This is a genomic window from Bacillus cereus group sp. MS39 (assembly GCF_040448665.1).
Taxonomy (GTDB): Bacteria; Bacillota; Bacilli; order Bacillales; family Bacillaceae_G; genus Bacillus_A; species Bacillus_A wiedmannii.
Genome location: NZ_CP123058.1, coordinates 1537615 through 1555578 on the forward strand (window position 1 = coordinate 1537615; position 17964 = coordinate 1555578).

Below are 17964 nucleotides of genomic sequence, written 5' to 3' on the forward strand. Positions count from 1 at the left end.
GGCCAATATTTAATATAATATTTGAGGGGAGGTGAATGGAATGGCAGATGTTTTAGAGCGTGTAACAAAAATCATCGTTGATCGTTTAGGTGTAGAAGAAACTGAAGTAGTACCAGCTGCGAGCTTTAAAGAAGATTTAGGCGCAGACTCCCTAGATGTAGTAGAACTTGTAATGCAATTGGAAGATGAATTCGAAATGGAAATTTCTGATGAAGATGCTGAAAAGATTGCTACTGTTGGCGATGCTGTGACTTACATAGAGAGTCATCTATAATGCTTAAGTGAAGTCCCGTTTTTTAGCGGGGCTTCTCGGCTTATATCTGGAGGGACCTATGCCGTACCGAAAACATAGAGAAAAAAAATACGAAACAAAATATCGTGAAGCGTTTAAAGTATTTCAAGAAGAGATAGGTATTACGTTTTCAGATGAAAAATTATTGATTCAAGCATTTACGCATTCATCGTATGTGAATGAGCATCGAAAAAAACCGCATGAAGATAATGAGCGTCTCGAATTCCTTGGAGATGCAGTATTGGAACTTACTGTGTCACAGTATCTGTTTCAAAAATATCCGACAATGAGCGAAGGAGAGTTAACGAAACTACGTGCAGCTATTGTATGTGAACCATCTCTTGTTCGTTTTGCAAACGAGTTGTCATTTGGTAGCCTTGTTTTATTAGGAAAAGGTGAGGAAATGACAGGTGGACGTGAACGACCAGCTTTATTAGCGGATGTCTTTGAAGCGTTTATTGGTGCCCTTTATCTTGATCAAGGGTTAGAAACAGTATGGGGCTTCTTAAAAGAAATTGTATACCCTAAAATTAATGAAGGTGCTTTTTCTCATGTGATGGATTATAAGAGTCAATTACAAGAGTTGATTCAGCGTGATGGTAGTGGCAATATTGAGTATCAAATTTTGCAGGAAAAAGGACCGGCCCACAATCGAGAATTTGTGTCACGTGTTACGTTAAATAACGTGGCTTTAGGTCTTGGTAGTGGCAAGTCGAAAAAAGAAGCAGAGCAACAAGCTGCTGCAGAAGCATTGAAAAAATTAAAAGAACAACTATAAGGAATCCCCCTTTGAATGAGGGGGATTCCTTATGCATAGAATGAAACTTTCTTTTTGTTTGTGAATAAAGGGAAGGGAAATCCGTATAATAGCTTGTGTTTGTATAGACAACAGTTATAACAACGGAGAATAGGAGGAAGGCCTTTCGTGTTTTTAAAAAGATTAGAAATAGCAGGGTTTAAGTCTTTTGCTGAGCGTGTATCTGTTGATTTTGTCCCAGGTGTAACTTCCGTAGTAGGACCTAATGGAAGTGGGAAAAGTAATATTACTGATGCGATTCGCTGGGTACTTGGTGAACAATCTGCAAAATCATTACGTGGTGCAAAGATGGAGGATATTATTTTTGCAGGCAGTGATACGAGAAGAGCAGTTAATGTTGCTGAAGTAACAATAACTTTAAATAATGAAGATCAACGTTTACCGATTGAATATAATGAGGTGTGTGTAACGCGTCGTGTATCTCGTTCTGGTGATAGTGATTTTTATATTAATAAACAATCATGTAGATTGAAAGATATTATCGATTTATTTATGGACTCTGGTATGGGAAGAGAAGCTTTTTCGATTATTAGCCAGGGGAAAGTTGAAGAGATTTTAAGTAGTAAATCAGAAGAACGTCGTGGTGTATTTGAAGAAGCTGCGGGAGTGCTGAAATACAAACTTCGTAAAAAGAAAGCTGAAGTGAAATTAGCAGACACACAAGAAAACTTAAATCGTGTACAAGATATCATTCACGAATTAAGTAGTCAAGTAGAACCTTTAGAAAGACAAGCTTCTATTGCGAAAGATTATCTCGAGAAAAAAGAAGAATTAGAGAAAGTAGAAGCGGCGCTTATTGTACATGAAATTGAAGAATTACATGAGAAATGGGAAGCGCTTCGAAATCAGTTTGGGCATAATAAAAACGAAGAAGCTAAAATGTCAACGCATTTACAAAAAGGTGAAGAAGAGCTTGAGGAATTACGAGGACAATTACAAGCAGTAGATGAGTCTGTAGATTCCTTACAAGAAGTGCTGCTTCTTTCTAGTAAAGAGCTAGAAAAGTTAGAAGGACAGCGTGAGTTATTAAAAGAGAGAAAACAAAATGCAACGACGCATTGTGCACAACTCGAACAGTTAATTGTTGAATTAACAGAGAAAGCTACAAGTTATGATGGTGAAATTGAATCCAGTACAGAAGTGTTGATGCAATTTGTAAATCAAGTAAAAGAGTTGGAGACAAAATTGCATGATAATGAGCTACTGCTTGCAACTTTTGCTGACAATTTAGAGGAACAAATTGAGAATTTAAAAGGTGACTATATTGAACTTTTAAATCAACAAGCTAGTCATCGTAATGAGTTATCTATGATTGAAGAACAATCTAAACAACAAAACTCAAAAAATGAACGCCTCGATGAAGAAAATGCGAAATATGTAGAAATACGCATGGAAATTACAGCGAAAAAGACGAAACTTGTGGAAAGTTATGAACAAGTGAAAGAAAAAGTAGCTGGTATCCTTTCGAATATACAAAAGACAGAAGCGGCACTTGGGAAATGCAAGACGCAGTATAGTGAAAATGAAACAAAACTGTATCAAGCGTATCAATTTGTACAACAGGCACGTTCTCGAAAAGAAATGCTAGAAGAGATGCAAGAGGATTACTCTGGTTTCTATCAAGGGGTACGTGAAGTGTTAAAAGCTAGAGAAGATAGGTTGCAAGGTATCGAGGGTGCTGTTGCAGAACTGCTAACGGTACCGAAAGAATATGAAATTGCAATGGAAATTGCTCTAGGTGCAGCGATGCAGCATATTGTCGTACAAAAAGAAGAACATGCTCGTAATGCAATTACGTTTTTAAAACAAAATAAACATGGACGAGCAACGTTTTTACCGCAAGCTGTTATTAAAAGTAGATCGTTATCATTTGAACAATTACGTATTGTAAATCAACACCCATCGTTTGTAGGTGTGGCGGCAGAACTTGTGCAATATAACAATAAATATGAAAATGTAGTTTCAAATTTATTAGGTACTGTTATTGTTGCGAAAGATTTACGCGGGGCGAATGAGTTGGCGAAACAACTGCAATACCGTTATCGCATTGTAACAATCGAAGGTGATGTAGTGAACCCTGGCGGTTCTATGACTGGTGGAGCGGTAAAACAGGCGAAATCTTCTTTATTAGGACGTCAACGTGAGCTAGAAGAGTGGACGAGCAAGTTAACTGATATGGAAGAAAAAACAACGAAGTTAGAAAACTTTGTTAAAGCAGTAAAGCAAGAGATTCAAGAAAAAGAAGTGAAAATACGCGAACTAAGGCAAGGTGTAGAAGCAGAGCGTGTAGATGAACAGAAATTAAGAGAAGAAATTAGTCGCTTAGAATTAGAAGAACATCGTATTAATGATCGTTTATCTATTTACGATTTAGAGATTGAAGGTTTTTTACAAGATCAAGTGAAGATACAAGGGCGTAAAGAAGAGCTAGAAAAGATTTTAGCAACGCTTCAAGCGGAGATTACGGAATTAGATAGCAAAATTGTCGCTTTAACAAAACAAAAAAGTGAGCAGTATTCTTCGAAAGAAAAAGTGCAAAAAGAAATGACTGAGTTAAAAGTGTTGGCGGCTGAAAAGCAACAACGCTTATCTAATCAAAAAGAAAAAGTTGAACGATTGACGAAGGAAAAAGAAGAAACGGATGCAACGCTTGTCAAAACGAAAGAGGATTTAGCATTCTTAAAACAAGAAATGACATCTAATTCAAGTGGTGAAGAACAGATTACGAATATGATTGAGAAGAAAGCATATGATCGTAATCAAACTTCAGAGTTAATTCGCTCTCGTCGTGAACAACGCGTATCGTTACAAGAGAGAGTAGAACATTTAGAACGTAATCTGAAAGAAACAACAGGTAAACATAAATACATTCTTGAGATGCTGAAAAATCAAGAAGTAAAAATAAACCGACTTGATGTAGAGTTAGAAAATAGATTACAACATTTACGTGAAACATATACGATTTCATTTGAAGCAGCAAAACTGAAGTATACAATGATGATGCCTGCAGAGGATGCACGTAAAAAGGTGAAACTAATTAAATTATCCATCGAAGAGCTAGGCACAGTGAACTTAGGGGCAATTGAAGAGTATGAGCGTGTAGCAGAGCGTCATACATTCTTACTAGAGCAAAAAGATGACCTAGAAGAAGCGAAAGCGACATTGCACCAACTTATTACCGAAATGGATGAAGAAATGAAAAAACGTTTTTCTACTACGTTTGAAGGAATTCGAATGGAGTTTCAATCGGTATTCTCTGAATTATTTGGTGGCGGTAGAGCGGATTTAGTCATGACGAATCCAGAGGACTTATTAAATACTGGTATTGATATTGTAGCGCAACCGCCAGGGAAGAAACTGCAAAACTTAGGTTTACTTTCTGGTGGGGAGCGTGCTTTAACAGCAATTGCGCTGTTATTCGGTATTTTAAAAGTGCGCCCAGTCCCATTCTGTGTATTAGATGAGGTAGAGGCGGCTCTTGATGAGGCGAATGTTGCCCGTTTTGCGCAGTATTTAAAGAGATTTAGTGATGAGACACAGTTTATTGTCATTACACATAGAAAAGGTACAATGGAAGAGTCTGACGTATTGTACGGTGTAACAATGCAAGAGTCAGGGGTATCTAAACTTGTTTCGGTTCGTTTAGATGATGGAGAAGAACTAGTTGCAAGTAATTAGGAAGGATGGGACAGTATGAGTTTTTTTAAAAAATTAAAAGAAAGAATTTCAAAACAAACAGATACGGTAACAGAGAAATTTAAACATGGATTAGAAAAAACGAGAAATTCGTTTGCAGATAAAGTAAATGATTTAGTTTATCGTTATCGTAAAGTAGATGAAGATTTCTTTGAGGAATTAGAAGAAATTTTAATTGGTGCAGATGTCGGAGTTTCGACGGTAATGGAATTAATTGATCAATTGAAAGAAGAAGTGCAACGTCGTAACATCCAAGATCCAAAAGAAGTACAAGCTGTTATTTCAGAAAAGTTAGTAGGAATTTACAAAGGTGACAGTGAGTTTAGTAACGAAATTAATATGCAAGAGGATCAACTAACAGTTGTTTTATTTGTCGGTGTTAACGGCGTAGGGAAAACGACGACGATTGGTAAACTAGCACATAAATTCAAATCAGAAGGTAAGTCTGTCCTATTGGCGGCAGGAGATACATTCCGCGCAGGAGCGATTGAACAATTAGAAGTATGGGGCGATCGCGTTGGTGTAGAAGTGATTAAACAAGGGTCAGGATCTGATCCAGCGGCGGTTATGTATGACGCTGTACAAGCCGCGAAAGCACGTAAAGTAGACGTATTACTATGTGACACAGCAGGACGCTTACAAAATAAAGTAAACTTAATGAAAGAGTTAGAGAAAGTGAAGCGTGTAATTGAGCGTGAAGTACCGGGGGCTCCTCACGAAGTATTACTTGTTATTGATGCAACAACAGGACAAAACGGTTTAAGTCAAGCGAAGACATTCCGTGAAGCAACGAACGTTACTGGTATTGTTTTAACGAAGTTAGATGGAACTGCTAAAGGTGGTATTGTATTAGCGATTCGTAACGAAATGGATGTACCGGTGAAATTCGTTGGATTAGGAGAGCAAATGGATGACTTGCAGCAGTTTGATCCAGAACAATATGTGTATGGTTTATTTGCGAACTTAGTAGAAACAGAAGAAGTGTAAGTGAAAGAAGCGGCATTTTCCGCTTCTTTTTCTATAAAAATATGTGATGTTAAGAAAAAAACTTGACACTCTTTTGTACTCCATGTAAACTAATTCATGTAAAGGGAAATCACTTAACAAAGGATGATCCAACATGCTCGAGAAAACAACGAGAATGAACTATTTATTTGATTTTTATCAATCGTTGTTAACGCAAAAACAAAGAAGTTATATGTCGCTTTATTATCTAGATGATTTATCTCTTGGTGAAATTGCGGAAGAATTTGATGTAAGTCGCCAAGCCGTGTATGATAACATTAAACGGACTGAAGCGATGCTTGAAGAATATGAAGATAAATTAGTATTACTTCAAAAGTTTCAAGAGCGACAGCGACTTGTTGCAAAGCTAAAACAGCTAATCAGCGAAGAAGAGCATGTGAATGAAGAAATGAAACAAGTTGTTGAAGCTATCGAAAAATTAGATTAGGAGGGCGGCAATATGGCATTTGAAGGATTAGCCGACCGACTTCAACAGACAATGCAAAAAATCCGCGGCAAAGGAAAAGTTTCTGAAGCCGATGTGAAAGAAATGATGAGAGAAGTTCGTCTAGCTCTTTTAGAAGCGGACGTTAACTTTAAAGTAGTAAAAGATTTTGTAAAGCGTGTGTCTGAACGTGCTGTCGGACAAGATGTAATGACAAGTTTGACACCTGGACAACAAGTAATTAAAGTCGTACAGGAAGAACTTACAGAACTTATGGGCGGAGAGCAAAGTAAAATTGCTGTTGCTAATAGGCCACCGACTGTTATAATGATGGTTGGTCTGCAAGGTGCGGGTAAAACAACGACGACAGGTAAGCTTGCGAATTTGCTTCGTAAAAAGCATAATCGTAAACCAATGCTTGTTGCAGCGGATATTTACCGTCCAGCAGCGATTAAACAGCTTGAAACATTAGGGAAGCAATTGGACATGCCTGTATTCTCTTTAGGAGATCAAGTAAGTCCTGTTGAAATTGCGAAACAAGCGATTGCAAAAGCAAAAGAAGATCATCACGATTATGTTTTAATTGATACAGCAGGTCGCCTGCATATTGATGAAGAACTAATGGATGAATTAGCGAAAGTGAAAGAAGTTGCGAAACCGGATGAAATTTTCCTTGTTGTCGATGCGATGACGGGACAAGACGCGGTAAATGTTGCACAAAGTTTCCATGAACAGTTAGGTTTAACAGGTGTTGTATTAACGAAATTAGATGGTGATACGCGCGGTGGTGCGGCATTATCTATTAAGGCGGTAACAAATACACCGATTAAATTTGCTGGTATGGGTGAAAAACTAGATGCGATTGAAGCGTTCCATCCAGAGCGTATGGCATCCCGTATTTTAGGGATGGGAGACGTCTTAACATTAATTGAAAAAGCGCAAGCTACAGTTGATGAAGAGAAAGCAAAAGAACTTGAGCAAAAAATGCGTACGCTTTCGTTTACGCTTGACGATTTCCTAGAACAACTTGGACAAGTGCGTCAACTTGGACCGCTTGATGAATTGTTAGGAATGCTTCCTGGTGCAAATAAAATTAAAGGGCTGAAAAATGCGCAAGTTGATGAAAAACAAATTGGGCATATTGAGGCAATTATTCGTTCTATGACTAAATTAGAGCGAGAACAACCGGAAATAATCAATGCTAGTCGCAAAAAGCGCATTGCCAAAGGTAGCGGTACAACGGTACAAGAAATCAATCGTTTAATCAAGCAATTTGATGATATGAAAAAGATGATGAAAACGATGACGGGAATGCAAAAAGGTAAGAAAAAAGGACTAGGTGGATTGAAGTTTCCATTCATGTAAGGAAAAAAGATGGCTCTGTTAAGAAAAAATACTTTACAAAGCAATAGTCTTTTTGCTAATATAATTATCTGTGTGAAATAAATTCGGAGGTGCTTTATAAATGGCAGTTAAAATTCGTTTAAAACGTATGGGAGCTAAAAAAACTCCTTTCTATCGTGTAGTTGTTGCAGATTCTCGTTCTCCTCGTGACGGACGTTTCATTGAGGAAATCGGTACTTACAATCCGGTTGCTCAACCAGCTGAAGTTAAGATCAACGAAGAAGCAGCATTAAAATGGTTAGGAAATGGTGCTAAACCATCTGATACAGTTCGTAACTTATTCTCTAACCAAGGTATCATGGAGAAATTCCACTTATCTAAACAAGGTAAGTAATTGAGGCAATGACTATGAAGAAGTTAGTCGAGACGATTGTCAAGCCTCTTGTCGATCATCCTGAAGATGTAAAAGTTACACAGGAACTTTACAACGGAGAGATAAAGTATCGATTAACTGTACATCCTGAGGATGTTGGAAAAGTCATTGGAAAGCAAGGGAAAGTTGCGAAAGCAATTCGAATGCTCTTGTATTCAGTGGGACATCATAATGATGAAAAAGTAACACTGGAAATTCAATAAACGTAAAAAGGGCGAGGAGTTATTTCCTCTCCCTTTTTTAACATTTAAAGAGAAGTTGCATGTTCCATATGTGAAATGGAGATGCTTAATTTATATAGAAACCAGGGGTGACATACTATTTATGACAAAATGGTTTAACGTAGGGAAAATTGTAAATACTCATGGCGTAAGAGGAGAAATTCGTGTTATTTCTCGTACTGATTTTCCAGAAGAGCGATATAAAGTAGGAAACACGTTATACATAAGTAATGAGAAAAGTACAGACTATCTTCCAGTGAAAGTAACTTCTCATCGTCAACATAAGACATTTGATTTATTAACATTTGAAGGATACAACAATGTAGATGAAGCAGAGAAGTTTAAAGGTTCTTTAATAAAAGTACCAGAAGAGCAGTTAGGTGAACTAGCTGAAGGCGAATACTACTACCATGAAATTATTGGTTGCAGTGTTGTAACGGAAGAAGGAGAAGCGTTAGGAACAATAAAAGAAATTTTATCTCCTGGTGCAAATGATGTTTGGGTAATTAAACGTCCAAAAGGTCAAGATCTATTAATTCCTTATATTGATGATGTTGTACTTCAAGTTAACATTGAGAATAAATTAGTAACCATTCATGTAATGGAAGGGCTATTATAATGAAAATTGACATTTTAACATTGTTTCCAGATATGTTTACGGGTGTGTTTGGATCTTCAATTTTAAAGAAAGCACAAGAAAAAGAAGCGGTAGAGCTTCGTGTTGTCAATTTCCGCGATTATACAACGAGTAAGCATAATAGCGTAGATGATTATCCGTATGGTGGTGGCGCTGGGATGGTATTAACCCCCCAGCCTATCTTTGATGCAGTGGAAGAGTTAACGAAGGAAACAGACCGTAAACCGAGAGTTGTCCTAATGTGTCCACAAGGAGAGCGTTTTACGCAGAAGAAGGCAGAAGAACTTGCTGAAGAAGAGCATGTTATTTTTGTGTGTGGTCATTATGAAGGGTACGATGAACGAATTCGTGAGCATCTCGTAACGGATGAAATTTCTATCGGTGACTACGTATTAACCGGCGGAGAGTTAGCCTCTATGGTTATTACGGATAGTGTCGTGCGTCTCCTCCCGGGAGTGCTAGGAAATCATGCTTCACAAGTCGAGGATTCGTTTAGTACAGGTTTATTAGAACATCCTCATTATACACGTCCAGCTGATTTTCGTGGTATGAAGGTACCGGATGTACTAATGTCAGGAAATCATAAAAATATTGATGAATGGCGACACAAAGAATCTCTACGTCGTACGTACACGCGTAGACCGGATTTACTGGAAGAACGAGAATTATCTAAGCAAGAAGCGAAATGGCTAGAACAAATTAAAGAAGACAAGTAAGGGCTTGATATATTTTCTATTGCAACAGTCCTAGCAATATGCTATTATAACACTTGTGCTACTGAAATCAGTGGCCGTATTAACGATGTTCCGCTGTAATTTATTAAGACTTTATAAGAGCATCTGTTTAAAGGAGAGAATTTAATATGCAACAATTAATCGCAGAAATTACTCAAGGCCAATTAAAAACTGACCTTCCTTCATTCCGTCCTGGAGACACTTTACGTGTACACGTAAAAGTAGTTGAGGGAACTCGTGAAAGAATTCAGCTTTTCGAAGGTGTTGTAATTAAACGTCGTGGTGGCGGAATCAGTGAAACATTCACAGTTCGTAAGATTTCTTACGGTGTAGGTGTTGAGCGTACATTCCCAGTTCACACGCCAAGAATCGCGAAACTTGAAGTACTTCGTCGTGGTAAAGTACGTCGTGCTAAGTTATACTACTTACGTAACCTTCGCGGTAAAAAAGCACGTATTAAAGAAATTCGATAAGACATGTATGGGAGCTTGTAAATACACAAGCTCCCTTTTTCCAATCTATATAAAATTTTGATATAATACGAGCAGCTTACATAATTGTGGAGGGGAAATGCATGAAGAAAGAAAAGAGTTCACTTTGGGAATGGATCAAAGCAATTTTGATTGCTGTTGTATTAGCGGGTGTTATTAGACAGTTTTTCTTTGCTCCAATTCTCGTAGATGGAGTATCGATGGCGTCTACTTTACATGATCGCGATCGAATGATTGTCAATAAAATCGGTTATCACATAGGAGATCCGAAACGATTTGATATTATCGTATTCCAAGCGACGGAAGATAAAGATTATATTAAGCGCATTATCGGCCTGCCAGGCGATGAAATAGAGTATCGTAATGATAAACTATATGTTAACGGAAAGGCTTATGAGGAGCCGTATTTAGACAAGCAAAAAAAACAAATTGCTGACGGACCGCTTACATATGATTTTACTCTTGAAGAAATGACAGGGAAGAAAACTGTTCCAGAAGGTCAATTATTTGTTTTAGGCGATAATCGTCGTTTTAGTAAAGATAGCCGTTCGATTGGTACAATTTCAATGGACCAAGTGATTGGAAAAGCAAATATACTATATTGGCCGTTAAAAGATGCTCGTATTGTGAAATAAAAGAAAAAGAAGGTGGCAACATGGTAATTCAATGGTTCCCGGGACATATGGCAAAGGCTAGACGCCAAGTAACAGAAAAATTAAAGTTAATTGATGTTGTAATTGAGCTTGTAGATGCTCGATTACCTTTATCTTCTCGAAATCCAATGATCGATGAGATTATTACACATAAGCCGAGGCTTGTTGTTTTAAATAAAGCGGATATGGCAGATGATCGTTTAACAAAGCAATGGATCGCATATTTTAAAGAAAAAGGTCAGATGGCAATTTCAATTAACGCACAAGCTGGACAAGGTATGAAAGAAATTGCAGCGGCTTGTAAAGTGTTAGTGAAAGAAAAATTTGATAAAATGGTTGCAAAAGGTATTAGACCGAGAGCAATTCGTGCATTAATTGTAGGTATACCGAATGTTGGTAAATCTACGTTAATTAATAAGTTGGCGAAGAAAAATATTGCTAAAACAGGAGATCGTCCTGGTGTGACAACAGCTCAACAATGGATTAAAGTTGGGAAGGAAATGGAACTGTTAGATACACCCGGTATTTTATGGCCTAAATTTGAAGATCAATTAGTGGGTCTTCGTTTAGCGACAACGGGCGCAATTAAAGATTCAATTTTAAATTTACAAGATGTTGCTGTTTACGCTTTACGTTTTATGGAAAAACATTATCCAGAACGTTTGAAAGATCGATATAATTTAAATGAAATTCCAGAAGATATCGTGGAGTTATTCGATGCAATTGGAAAAAATAGAGGCTGTTTAATGGGCGGCGGAATGATTGATTATGATAAAACATCTGAGCTTATACTTCGTGAGCTTCGTGGTGGAAAACTTGGGAAAATGACGTTTGAAACACCAGAAGAGTTTGCGGAGCAGACAGAAGATGCAGAAAAAGTAGAAGAAGTATAAGACGTGCGTTTGTACGTCTTTTCTTTTTTGTATATAAAGGGAGTGGCATGAATGCAAAAAGTGACTATTCAAGAAGCGGAACGTTTACTGCATGAAATAATGAGTGAGGAGGACGACTGCTTCCAAATATTAATGAAAGACGAGCGAAAAGGAATACAAAAGCTTATTTTGAAGTGGCATAAACAAAAAGAGTTAGCGCAGAAAGAAAAAGAAAAGTTTTTCGAAATGTCCAAGTACGAGATTGCATTACGTGAAAAAGGGCTCACACTTATCGCCGGTATAGATGAAGTAGGGCGTGGGCCGCTAGCTGGGCCTGTCGTGACGGCAGCTGTTGTCCTTCCAGAAAATTTTTATATTCCAGGGTTAAATGACTCGAAAAAGCTGAGTGAGGCGAAGCGAGAGCGTTTTTATGATGAAATTAAAGCACAAGCAATTGCAATTGGAGTTGGAATTGTATCACCACAAGTTATTGATGAGATAAATATTTATCAAGCGACGAAACAAGCGATGTTAGATGCTGTTGCGAATTTATCTTGTGCACCAGAACATTTATTAATTGATGCGATGAAACTTCCTACACCAATTCCGCAAACGTCCATTATTAAAGGGGATGCGAAAAGTATTTCTATTTCAGCTGCATCCATTATTGCGAAAGTAACGAGAGATCGTATGATGAAAGAGCTTGGAGAAAAGTATCCTGCATATGGATTTGAACAACATATGGGATATGGCACAAAACAACATTTAGAAGCGATTGAAGCGCATGGAGTATTAGAAGAACATCGGAAATCTTTTGCACCAATTAAAGATACGATTCAAAAATAAGCTGTGAATATGCAGCTTATTTTTTTATTTTGGTATATGAACATTATTATTTTCAAAAAAGAATAAAGCGATTTCAGTTTTCTGACACTTTATTGTAGACAGCGTGCCAATCATCTTATACAATGGCAATGTAATGTTTTTTTAACATTAAAAAACTTTTCGAGTAAAACAGGAAAACAGGGGAGGATGGGACCATGAATATCCATGAGTACCAAGGTAAGGCAGTCCTTAAAAGCTATGGGGTTAGCGTTCCAAACGGGAAGGTTGCATTTACAGTAGAAGAAGCTGTAGAAGCAGCGAAAGAATTAGGAACGGATGTATGTGTAGTAAAAGCACAAATTCACGCTGGTGGACGCGGCAAAGCTGGCGGAGTAAAAGTTGCAAAAAATTTAGATGAAGTTCGTACATATGCAGAGAGCATTTTAGGAACTACACTTGTGACACATCAAACAGGTCCTGAAGGTAAGGAAGTAAAACGCTTACTTATCGAAGAAGGTTGCGATATTAAAAAAGAATATTATGTTGGTTTAGTTTTAGATCGTGCAACTTCTCAAGTTGTTTTAATGGCATCTGAAGAAGGTGGAACAGAAATTGAAGAGGTAGCAGAGCAAACACCTGAAAAGATCTTTAAAGAATATATTGATCCAGCAGTAGGCTTACAAGGCTTCCAAGCGCGCCGAATCGCGTTTAACATCAATATTCCAAAAGAGCTTGTAGGACAAGCTGTGAAGTTTATGATGGGCTTATACCGTGCGTTTATCGAAAAAGATTGCTCAATCGCGGAGATCAATCCACTTGTTACAACAGGTGACGGTAAAGTTATGGCATTAGATGCGAAATTAAACTTTGATTCTAATGCTTTATATCGCAATAAAGACATTTTAGAACTTCGTGATCTTGATGAAGAAGATTCAAAAGAAATTGAAGCTTCTAAATATGACTTAAACTACATTCCTTTAGATGGAAATATCGGTTGTATGGTTAATGGTGCAGGTTTAGCGATGGCTACAATGGATATCATTAAACATTACCATGGCGATCCAGCTAACTTCTTAGATGTTGGTGGCGGTGCAACAGCTGAAAAAGTTACAGAAGCATTCAAAATTATCCTTTCTGACAAAAATGTAAAAGGTATCTTCGTTAACATTTTTGGTGGCATTATGAAGTGTGATGTTATCGCAGAAGGTGTTATTGAAGCGACGAAACAAGTAGGTCTTGAATTGCCTTTAGTTGTGCGTCTTGAAGGTACAAACGTCGAGTTAGGTAAGAAAATTTTAAATGAGTCTGGCTTAAATATTGTTGCAGCAGAATCTATGGCAGACGGTGCACAAAAAATTGTTTCACTAGTGGGCTAATAGAAAGCGGGGGAGAAAAATGAGCGTATTAGTTAATAAAGATACAAAAGTTATTGTTCAAGGTATTACAGGTTCTCAAGGTTTATTCCACACAAAACAAATGATTGAATACGGTACGAAAATTGTCGGTGGTGTAACGCCAGGTAAAGGTGGCACTGATATTGAAGGTGTACCAGTATTTGATACTGTAGAAGATGCAGTGAAGGCAACAGGCGCAAATGCTTCGGTTGTATACGTTCCACCCGCTTTTGCGGCTGATGCAATTATGGAAGCAGTTGATGCAGAAATCGATTTAGTAGTATGTATTACTGAAGGAATTCCTGTATTAGATATGGTAAATGTAAAGAGATATATGGCGGGTAAACATACACGTTTACTTGGACCAAACTGTCCTGGTGTTATTACGCCTGATGAATGCAAAATTGGTATTATGCCAGGGTACATTCATAAAAAAGGCCATGTAGGTATCGTATCTCGCTCTGGTACATTAACGTATGAGGCTGTACATCAGTTAACACAAGAAGGTATTGGCCAATCTACTGCTGTAGGTATCGGTGGGGACCCAGTTAACGGTACGGACTTTATTGATGCGTTAAAAGCATTTAATGAAGATGAAGAAACGCATGCTGTAATTATGATTGGTGAAATCGGTGGTACAGCAGAAGAAGAGGCAGCTGAATGGGTGAAAGCTAATATGACAAAACCTGTTGTAGGCTTCATTGGTGGCCAAACAGCGCCTGCTGGCAAACGTATGGGCCATGCTGGTGCAATCATTTCTGGTGGTAAAGGAACTGCTGCAGAAAAGATTAAAACGATGGAAGCTTGCGGTATTAAAGTAGCGGAAACTCCAGCGGTTATGGGTGAAACACTAATCTCTGTCTTAAAAGAAAAAGGTCTATTTGAGACTTGTAAAAACTACTAATCTGTTGAAAGACACCTTCTCGCTTGAAGGTGTCTTTTTACGCAATTTTTGTTTACATAATAAAAATTATGGGTAAGGGGAATTAAGATGAAAAGAGAACGATTATTACATCTTCATTATTTTTTAGCAGATCATTGGAAGGCGATGAAAAGACTACTATATGTCGATCCTGAATTGAAGGGAATATACACTTTTAATACAAAACAAATGGAATACTACACTGGAATATCCTCGAAAAAATCTTCAGAATTAGTAAATTTTCTTCAAAGTTCAAATCTCCCGCAATATATATCTTATTTAGAGAAAAATCGAATCTTTTATATGACTATATGGGATGAAGATTATCCACAATTATTACGTGAAATACAAGATCCCCCCTTTGTGTTATATGGAAAAGGAGAGAAGGATTTTCTCAATAAAGCGAATAAATTAGCGGTTATTGGCACGAGAGAACCGACTTTATATGGACATGAGAGTTTAAAATTTATTTTACACCCATTATTAGAAAGGGAATGGCTTATTGTCAGTGGGTTTGCAAGAGGTATAGATACAATGTCTCATGAAATTACAGTAAGACGGCATTGCCCGACTATTGCAATACTAGGACACGGATTATCGTATATGTATCCAAAAGAGAATAGACATTTATATGAAACGTGGAATGAATATATATTGTTATTAACAGAGTATCCGCCGCACTATGCACCGAAAAAATGGTATTTTCCAAAAAGGAACCGGATTATTAGTGGTATAAGTAAGGGTGTTTTAGTTGTAGAAGCGAAATCAAGAAGTGGAACACTTATTACTGCGGACCTTGCTTTAGAGCAAAATAGAGAGGTATTTGCACTTCCTGGGCCTATATTTATAGATAGTGCATCAGGAACGAATCATCTGATTCAACAAGGAGCAAAACTAGTAAGAAATGCAGAAGATATCTTGGAAGAGGTTTTAAATTAACCTTATATTTTTATGTTTTTATTAAACAATTATTGACAAATGGTAGATAGGCACTGTATGGTATATTCATTCTTGATTGACAAAAACAAGAGAAATCAATAAGATTGATGAAGACTTGAATCCACCTCTTAAGGAGGCACTAGCATGTCAGATTACCTCGTAATCGTGGAGTCGCCTTCTAAGGCGAAGACCATTGAGAAATATTTAGGGAAAAAATACAAAGTTGTCGCGTCTATGGGACACGTTCGCGATTTACCTAAAAGCCAAATGGGGATAGAAGTAAAGAACAACTTCACCCCGAAGTATATTACCATTCGTGGTAAAGGTCCCGTCTTAAAAGATTTAAAATCAGCGGCCAAAAAAGCAAAGAAAGTCTATCTCGCGGCCGATCCAGACCGCGAAGGGGAAGCAATTGCTTGGCATTTAGCCAATACGTTAAATGTGGACGTTGAATCAGATTGTCGAGTTGTGTTTAATGAGATTACAAAAGATGCAATAAAAGAATCGTTTAAACATCCTCGTGCGATTAATATGGATTTAGTAGATGCACAACAAGCAAGGCGTATACTAGATCGTCTTGTTGGTTACAATATTAGTCCTTTATTATGGAAGAAAGTAAAAAAAGGATTAAGTGCAGGGCGCGTACAATCTGTAGCAGTTCGTTTAATTATCGAACGTGAAAAAGAAATTCAAATCTTTGAGCCTGAAGAATTCTGGACAATTAAGACAGAATTTGTGAAGGGGAAAGACACATTTGAAGCAAGCTTTTACGGTGTAGATGGTGAAAAAGTTCAATTAACGAATGAAACGCAAGTGAATGAAATAATTGAACAGATGAAAGATAATGCGTTTTCAGTTGAAAATGTAACGCGAAAAGAGCGAAAACGTAATCCTGCATTACCGTTTACAACATCTTCCTTGCAACAAGAGGCAGCGCGTAAGTTAAACATGCGAGCAAAGAAAACAATGATGCTCGCGCAGCAATTGTATGAAGGTATAGATCTTGGAAAGCAAGGGACTGTAGGTCTTATTACGTATATGAGAACTGACTCAACACGTATCTCAGAAACAGCTCAAACAGAGGCGCGTACTTACATTACTGAGGCGTTTGGTGCGGAATACATAGGGACAGAAAAGAAGAAAGAAACGAAAAAGTCGAACGCGCAAGATGCGCATGAGGCAATTCGTCCTACTTCGGTAATGAGAAGGCCAGAGGAACTAAAGAGTTTCTTAAGTCGTGATCAACTTCGGTTGTATAAACTGATTTGGGAGCGATTTGTTGCAAGTCAAATGGCGTCTGCTATAATGGATACTGTGACAGCTAGACTCATTAATAACAATGTTCAGTTCCGTGCAAGTGGATCGGTTGTAAAGTTTCCAGGATTTATGAAAGTGTATGTAGAGTCGAAAGATGACGGGGCTGAAGAAAAGGATAAAATGTTGCCACCTTTAGAAGTAGGGGAAACGGTATTTTCGAAGGATTTAGAACCGAAGCAACACTTTACACAACCTCCGCCGCGCTATACAGAGGCTCGTCTAGTAAGAACACTTGAAGAGCTTGGAATTGGAAGACCGTCGACTTACGTACCGACACTTGAAACGATTCAAAAACGTGGATACGTAGGTTTGGATAATAAACGCTTCGTTCCAACTGAACTTGGTGAAATAGTAATTGAACTTATTTTAGAGTTTTTCCCAGAAATTATTAACATTGAATTTACTGCTAACATGGAGCAAAGTCTTGATGAAGTAGAAGAAGGAAATGCGAATTGGGTAAAAATTGTTGATGATTTCTACGTAGGCTTTGAACCGCGTTTAGAAAAAGCGGAAAAAGAAATGCGTGAAGTGGAAATTAAAGATGAACCAGCTGGGGAAGACTGTGAATTGTGTGATCACCCAATGGTCTTTAAAATGGGTAAATACGGGAAATTTATGGCTTGTTCGAATTTCCCAGATTGTCGTAATACAAAACCGATTGTGAAAGAAATCGGTGTTACTTGTCCGAAGTGTGATAAAGGTCAAATTATTGAACGCCGTAGTAATAAAAAGAAACGTCTTTTCTATGGATGCGGTACGTATCCAGAGTGTGACTTTGTATCTTGGGATAAACCAATTGGTCGTAAATGTCCGAAGTGCGAAGGAATGCTTGTAGAGAAGAAGTTGAAAAAAGGCGTGCAAGTACAATGTATTTCGTGTGATTATGAAGAAGAACAACAAATGTGAGCGTAACTGCTCACATTTTTT

The 17964-nt window shown here is 37.6% G+C and carries 18 protein-coding genes; all 18 read left to right on the forward strand.

The features are described from left to right. The first annotated feature begins 40 nt into the window (after positions 1-40). The 18 genes from acpP (at position 41) to topA (ending at position 17943) form a co-directional block, all read left to right on the forward strand. Positions 41-274, forward strand: a complete 234-nt coding sequence (gene acpP, locus QEP67_RS08150; RefSeq protein WP_000786062.1) for an acyl carrier protein — start codon at positions 41-43, stop codon at positions 272-274. Positions 275-332: 58 nt separating this feature from the next. Next, positions 333-1070 (forward strand): ribonuclease III, encoded by a 738-nt coding sequence (rncS, locus tag QEP67_RS08155; protein WP_001146867.1) that lies wholly within the window; start codon positions 333-335, stop codon positions 1068-1070. Positions 1071-1217: 147 nt separating this feature from the next. Next, positions 1218-4787, forward strand: a complete 3570-nt coding sequence (gene smc / locus QEP67_RS08160; RefSeq protein ID WP_064470306.1) for a chromosome segregation protein SMC — start codon at positions 1218-1220, stop codon at positions 4785-4787. Positions 4788-4802: 15 nt separating this feature from the next. After that, positions 4803-5792 carry a signal recognition particle-docking protein FtsY gene (gene ftsY / locus QEP67_RS08165; protein ID WP_000007661.1) on the forward strand — a complete coding sequence of 330 codons (990 nt, stop codon included), beginning with the start codon at positions 4803-4805 and terminating at the stop codon, positions 5790-5792. Positions 5793-5925: 133 nt separating this feature from the next. Continuing rightward, positions 5926-6258: a putative DNA-binding protein gene (locus QEP67_RS08170; protein ID WP_000891061.1), complete on the forward strand. Its 333-nt coding sequence runs from the start codon at positions 5926-5928 to the stop codon at positions 6256-6258. A 12-nt stretch (positions 6259-6270) separates the two neighbouring features. Further along, positions 6271-7620, forward strand: coding sequence for a signal recognition particle protein (gene ffh, locus QEP67_RS08175; protein ID WP_000863466.1), 1350 nt, complete (start codon positions 6271-6273; stop codon positions 7618-7620). Positions 7621-7720: 100 nt separating this feature from the next. After that, complete coding sequence (gene rpsP, locus QEP67_RS08180; RefSeq protein ID WP_000268750.1) at positions 7721-7993, forward strand: 30S ribosomal protein S16; 273 nt, start codon at positions 7721-7723, stop codon at positions 7991-7993. A gap of 14 nt (positions 7994-8007) precedes the next feature. Then, a complete protein-coding gene (locus tag QEP67_RS08185; protein ID WP_000737397.1) occupies positions 8008-8235 on the forward strand; it encodes a KH domain-containing protein in 228 nt (75 codons plus the stop codon). Positions 8236-8356: 121 nt separating this feature from the next. Continuing rightward, entirely contained in the window at positions 8357-8872 is a 516-nt protein-coding gene (rimM, locus tag QEP67_RS08190; RefSeq protein ID WP_000170282.1) for a ribosome maturation factor RimM, read from the forward strand. Continuing rightward, the gene (trmD, locus tag QEP67_RS08195) at positions 8872-9606 is read left to right on the forward strand and encodes a tRNA (guanosine(37)-N1)-methyltransferase TrmD (protein WP_000686894.1); all 735 of its coding nucleotides are present in this window, start codon (positions 8872-8874) and stop codon (positions 9604-9606) included. The genes rimM and trmD overlap by 1 nt, the downstream gene beginning before the upstream one ends. Positions 9607-9752: 146 nt before the next feature. Beyond that, positions 9753-10097 carry a 50S ribosomal protein L19 gene (gene rplS, locus QEP67_RS08200; RefSeq protein WP_001186518.1) on the forward strand — a complete coding sequence of 115 codons (345 nt, stop codon included), beginning with the start codon at positions 9753-9755 and terminating at the stop codon, positions 10095-10097. 101 nt (positions 10098-10198) lie between these two features. Next, positions 10199-10750, forward strand: coding sequence for a signal peptidase I (gene lepB / locus QEP67_RS08205; protein WP_000711855.1), 552 nt, complete (start codon positions 10199-10201; stop codon positions 10748-10750). A 20-nt stretch (positions 10751-10770) separates the two neighbouring features. After that, entirely contained in the window at positions 10771-11661 is an 891-nt protein-coding gene (ylqF, locus tag QEP67_RS08210) for a ribosome biogenesis GTPase YlqF (protein WP_000236708.1), read from the forward strand. Between the two features lie 51 nt (positions 11662-11712). Then, a complete protein-coding gene (locus tag QEP67_RS08215) occupies positions 11713-12486 on the forward strand; it encodes a ribonuclease HII (protein ID WP_001174726.1) in 774 nt (257 codons plus the stop codon). A 194-nt stretch (positions 12487-12680) separates the two neighbouring features. Beyond that, positions 12681-13841, forward strand: coding sequence for an ADP-forming succinate--CoA ligase subunit beta (sucC, locus tag QEP67_RS08220; RefSeq protein ID WP_001020778.1), 1161 nt, complete (start codon positions 12681-12683; stop codon positions 13839-13841). A gap of 19 nt (positions 13842-13860) precedes the next feature. Continuing rightward, positions 13861-14763 carry a succinate--CoA ligase subunit alpha gene (sucD, locus tag QEP67_RS08225; protein WP_000115178.1) on the forward strand — a complete coding sequence of 301 codons (903 nt, stop codon included), beginning with the start codon at positions 13861-13863 and terminating at the stop codon, positions 14761-14763. Between the two features lie 87 nt (positions 14764-14850). Then, on the forward strand, positions 14851-15720 hold the full coding sequence (dprA, locus tag QEP67_RS08230; RefSeq protein ID WP_000818023.1) for a DNA-processing protein DprA: 870 nt from the start codon (positions 14851-14853) through the stop codon (positions 15718-15720). Between the two features lie 144 nt (positions 15721-15864). Next, positions 15865-17943, forward strand: coding sequence for a type I DNA topoisomerase (gene topA, locus QEP67_RS08235; RefSeq protein WP_001286953.1), 2079 nt, complete (start codon positions 15865-15867; stop codon positions 17941-17943). Positions 17944-17964: the final 21 nt, after the last annotated feature.

Bases quoted from the DNA above. Each gene is read 5' to 3' on its own strand.
- acpP (WP_000786062.1), top strand. From the start codon at position 41: ATGGCAGATGTTTTAGAGCGTGTAACAAAAATCATCGTTGATCGTTTA.
- rncS (WP_001146867.1), top strand. From the start codon at position 333: ATGCCGTACCGAAAACATAGAGAAAAAAAATACGAAACAAAATATCGT.
- ftsY (WP_000007661.1), top strand. From the start codon at position 4,803: ATGAGTTTTTTTAAAAAATTAAAAGAAAGAATTTCAAAACAAACAGAT.
- QEP67_RS08170 (WP_000891061.1), top strand. From the start codon at position 5,926: ATGCTCGAGAAAACAACGAGAATGAACTATTTATTTGATTTTTATCAA.
- ffh (WP_000863466.1), top strand. From the start codon at position 6,271: ATGGCATTTGAAGGATTAGCCGACCGACTTCAACAGACAATGCAAAAA.
- rpsP (WP_000268750.1), top strand. From the start codon at position 7,721: ATGGCAGTTAAAATTCGTTTAAAACGTATGGGAGCTAAAAAAACTCCT.
- QEP67_RS08185 (WP_000737397.1), top strand. From the start codon at position 8,008: ATGAAGAAGTTAGTCGAGACGATTGTCAAGCCTCTTGTCGATCATCCT.
- rimM (WP_000170282.1), top strand. From the start codon at position 8,357: ATGACAAAATGGTTTAACGTAGGGAAAATTGTAAATACTCATGGCGTA.
- trmD (WP_000686894.1), top strand. From the start codon at position 8,872: ATGAAAATTGACATTTTAACATTGTTTCCAGATATGTTTACGGGTGTG.
- rplS (WP_001186518.1), top strand. From the start codon at position 9,753: ATGCAACAATTAATCGCAGAAATTACTCAAGGCCAATTAAAAACTGAC.
- lepB (WP_000711855.1), top strand. From the start codon at position 10,199: ATGAAGAAAGAAAAGAGTTCACTTTGGGAATGGATCAAAGCAATTTTG.
- ylqF (WP_000236708.1), top strand. From the start codon at position 10,771: ATGGTAATTCAATGGTTCCCGGGACATATGGCAAAGGCTAGACGCCAA.
- QEP67_RS08215 (WP_001174726.1), top strand. From the start codon at position 11,713: ATGCAAAAAGTGACTATTCAAGAAGCGGAACGTTTACTGCATGAAATA.
- sucC (WP_001020778.1), top strand. From the start codon at position 12,681: ATGAATATCCATGAGTACCAAGGTAAGGCAGTCCTTAAAAGCTATGGG.
- sucD (WP_000115178.1), top strand. From the start codon at position 13,861: ATGAGCGTATTAGTTAATAAAGATACAAAAGTTATTGTTCAAGGTATT.
- dprA (WP_000818023.1), top strand. From the start codon at position 14,851: ATGAAAAGAGAACGATTATTACATCTTCATTATTTTTTAGCAGATCAT.
- topA (WP_001286953.1), top strand. From the start codon at position 15,865: ATGTCAGATTACCTCGTAATCGTGGAGTCGCCTTCTAAGGCGAAGACC.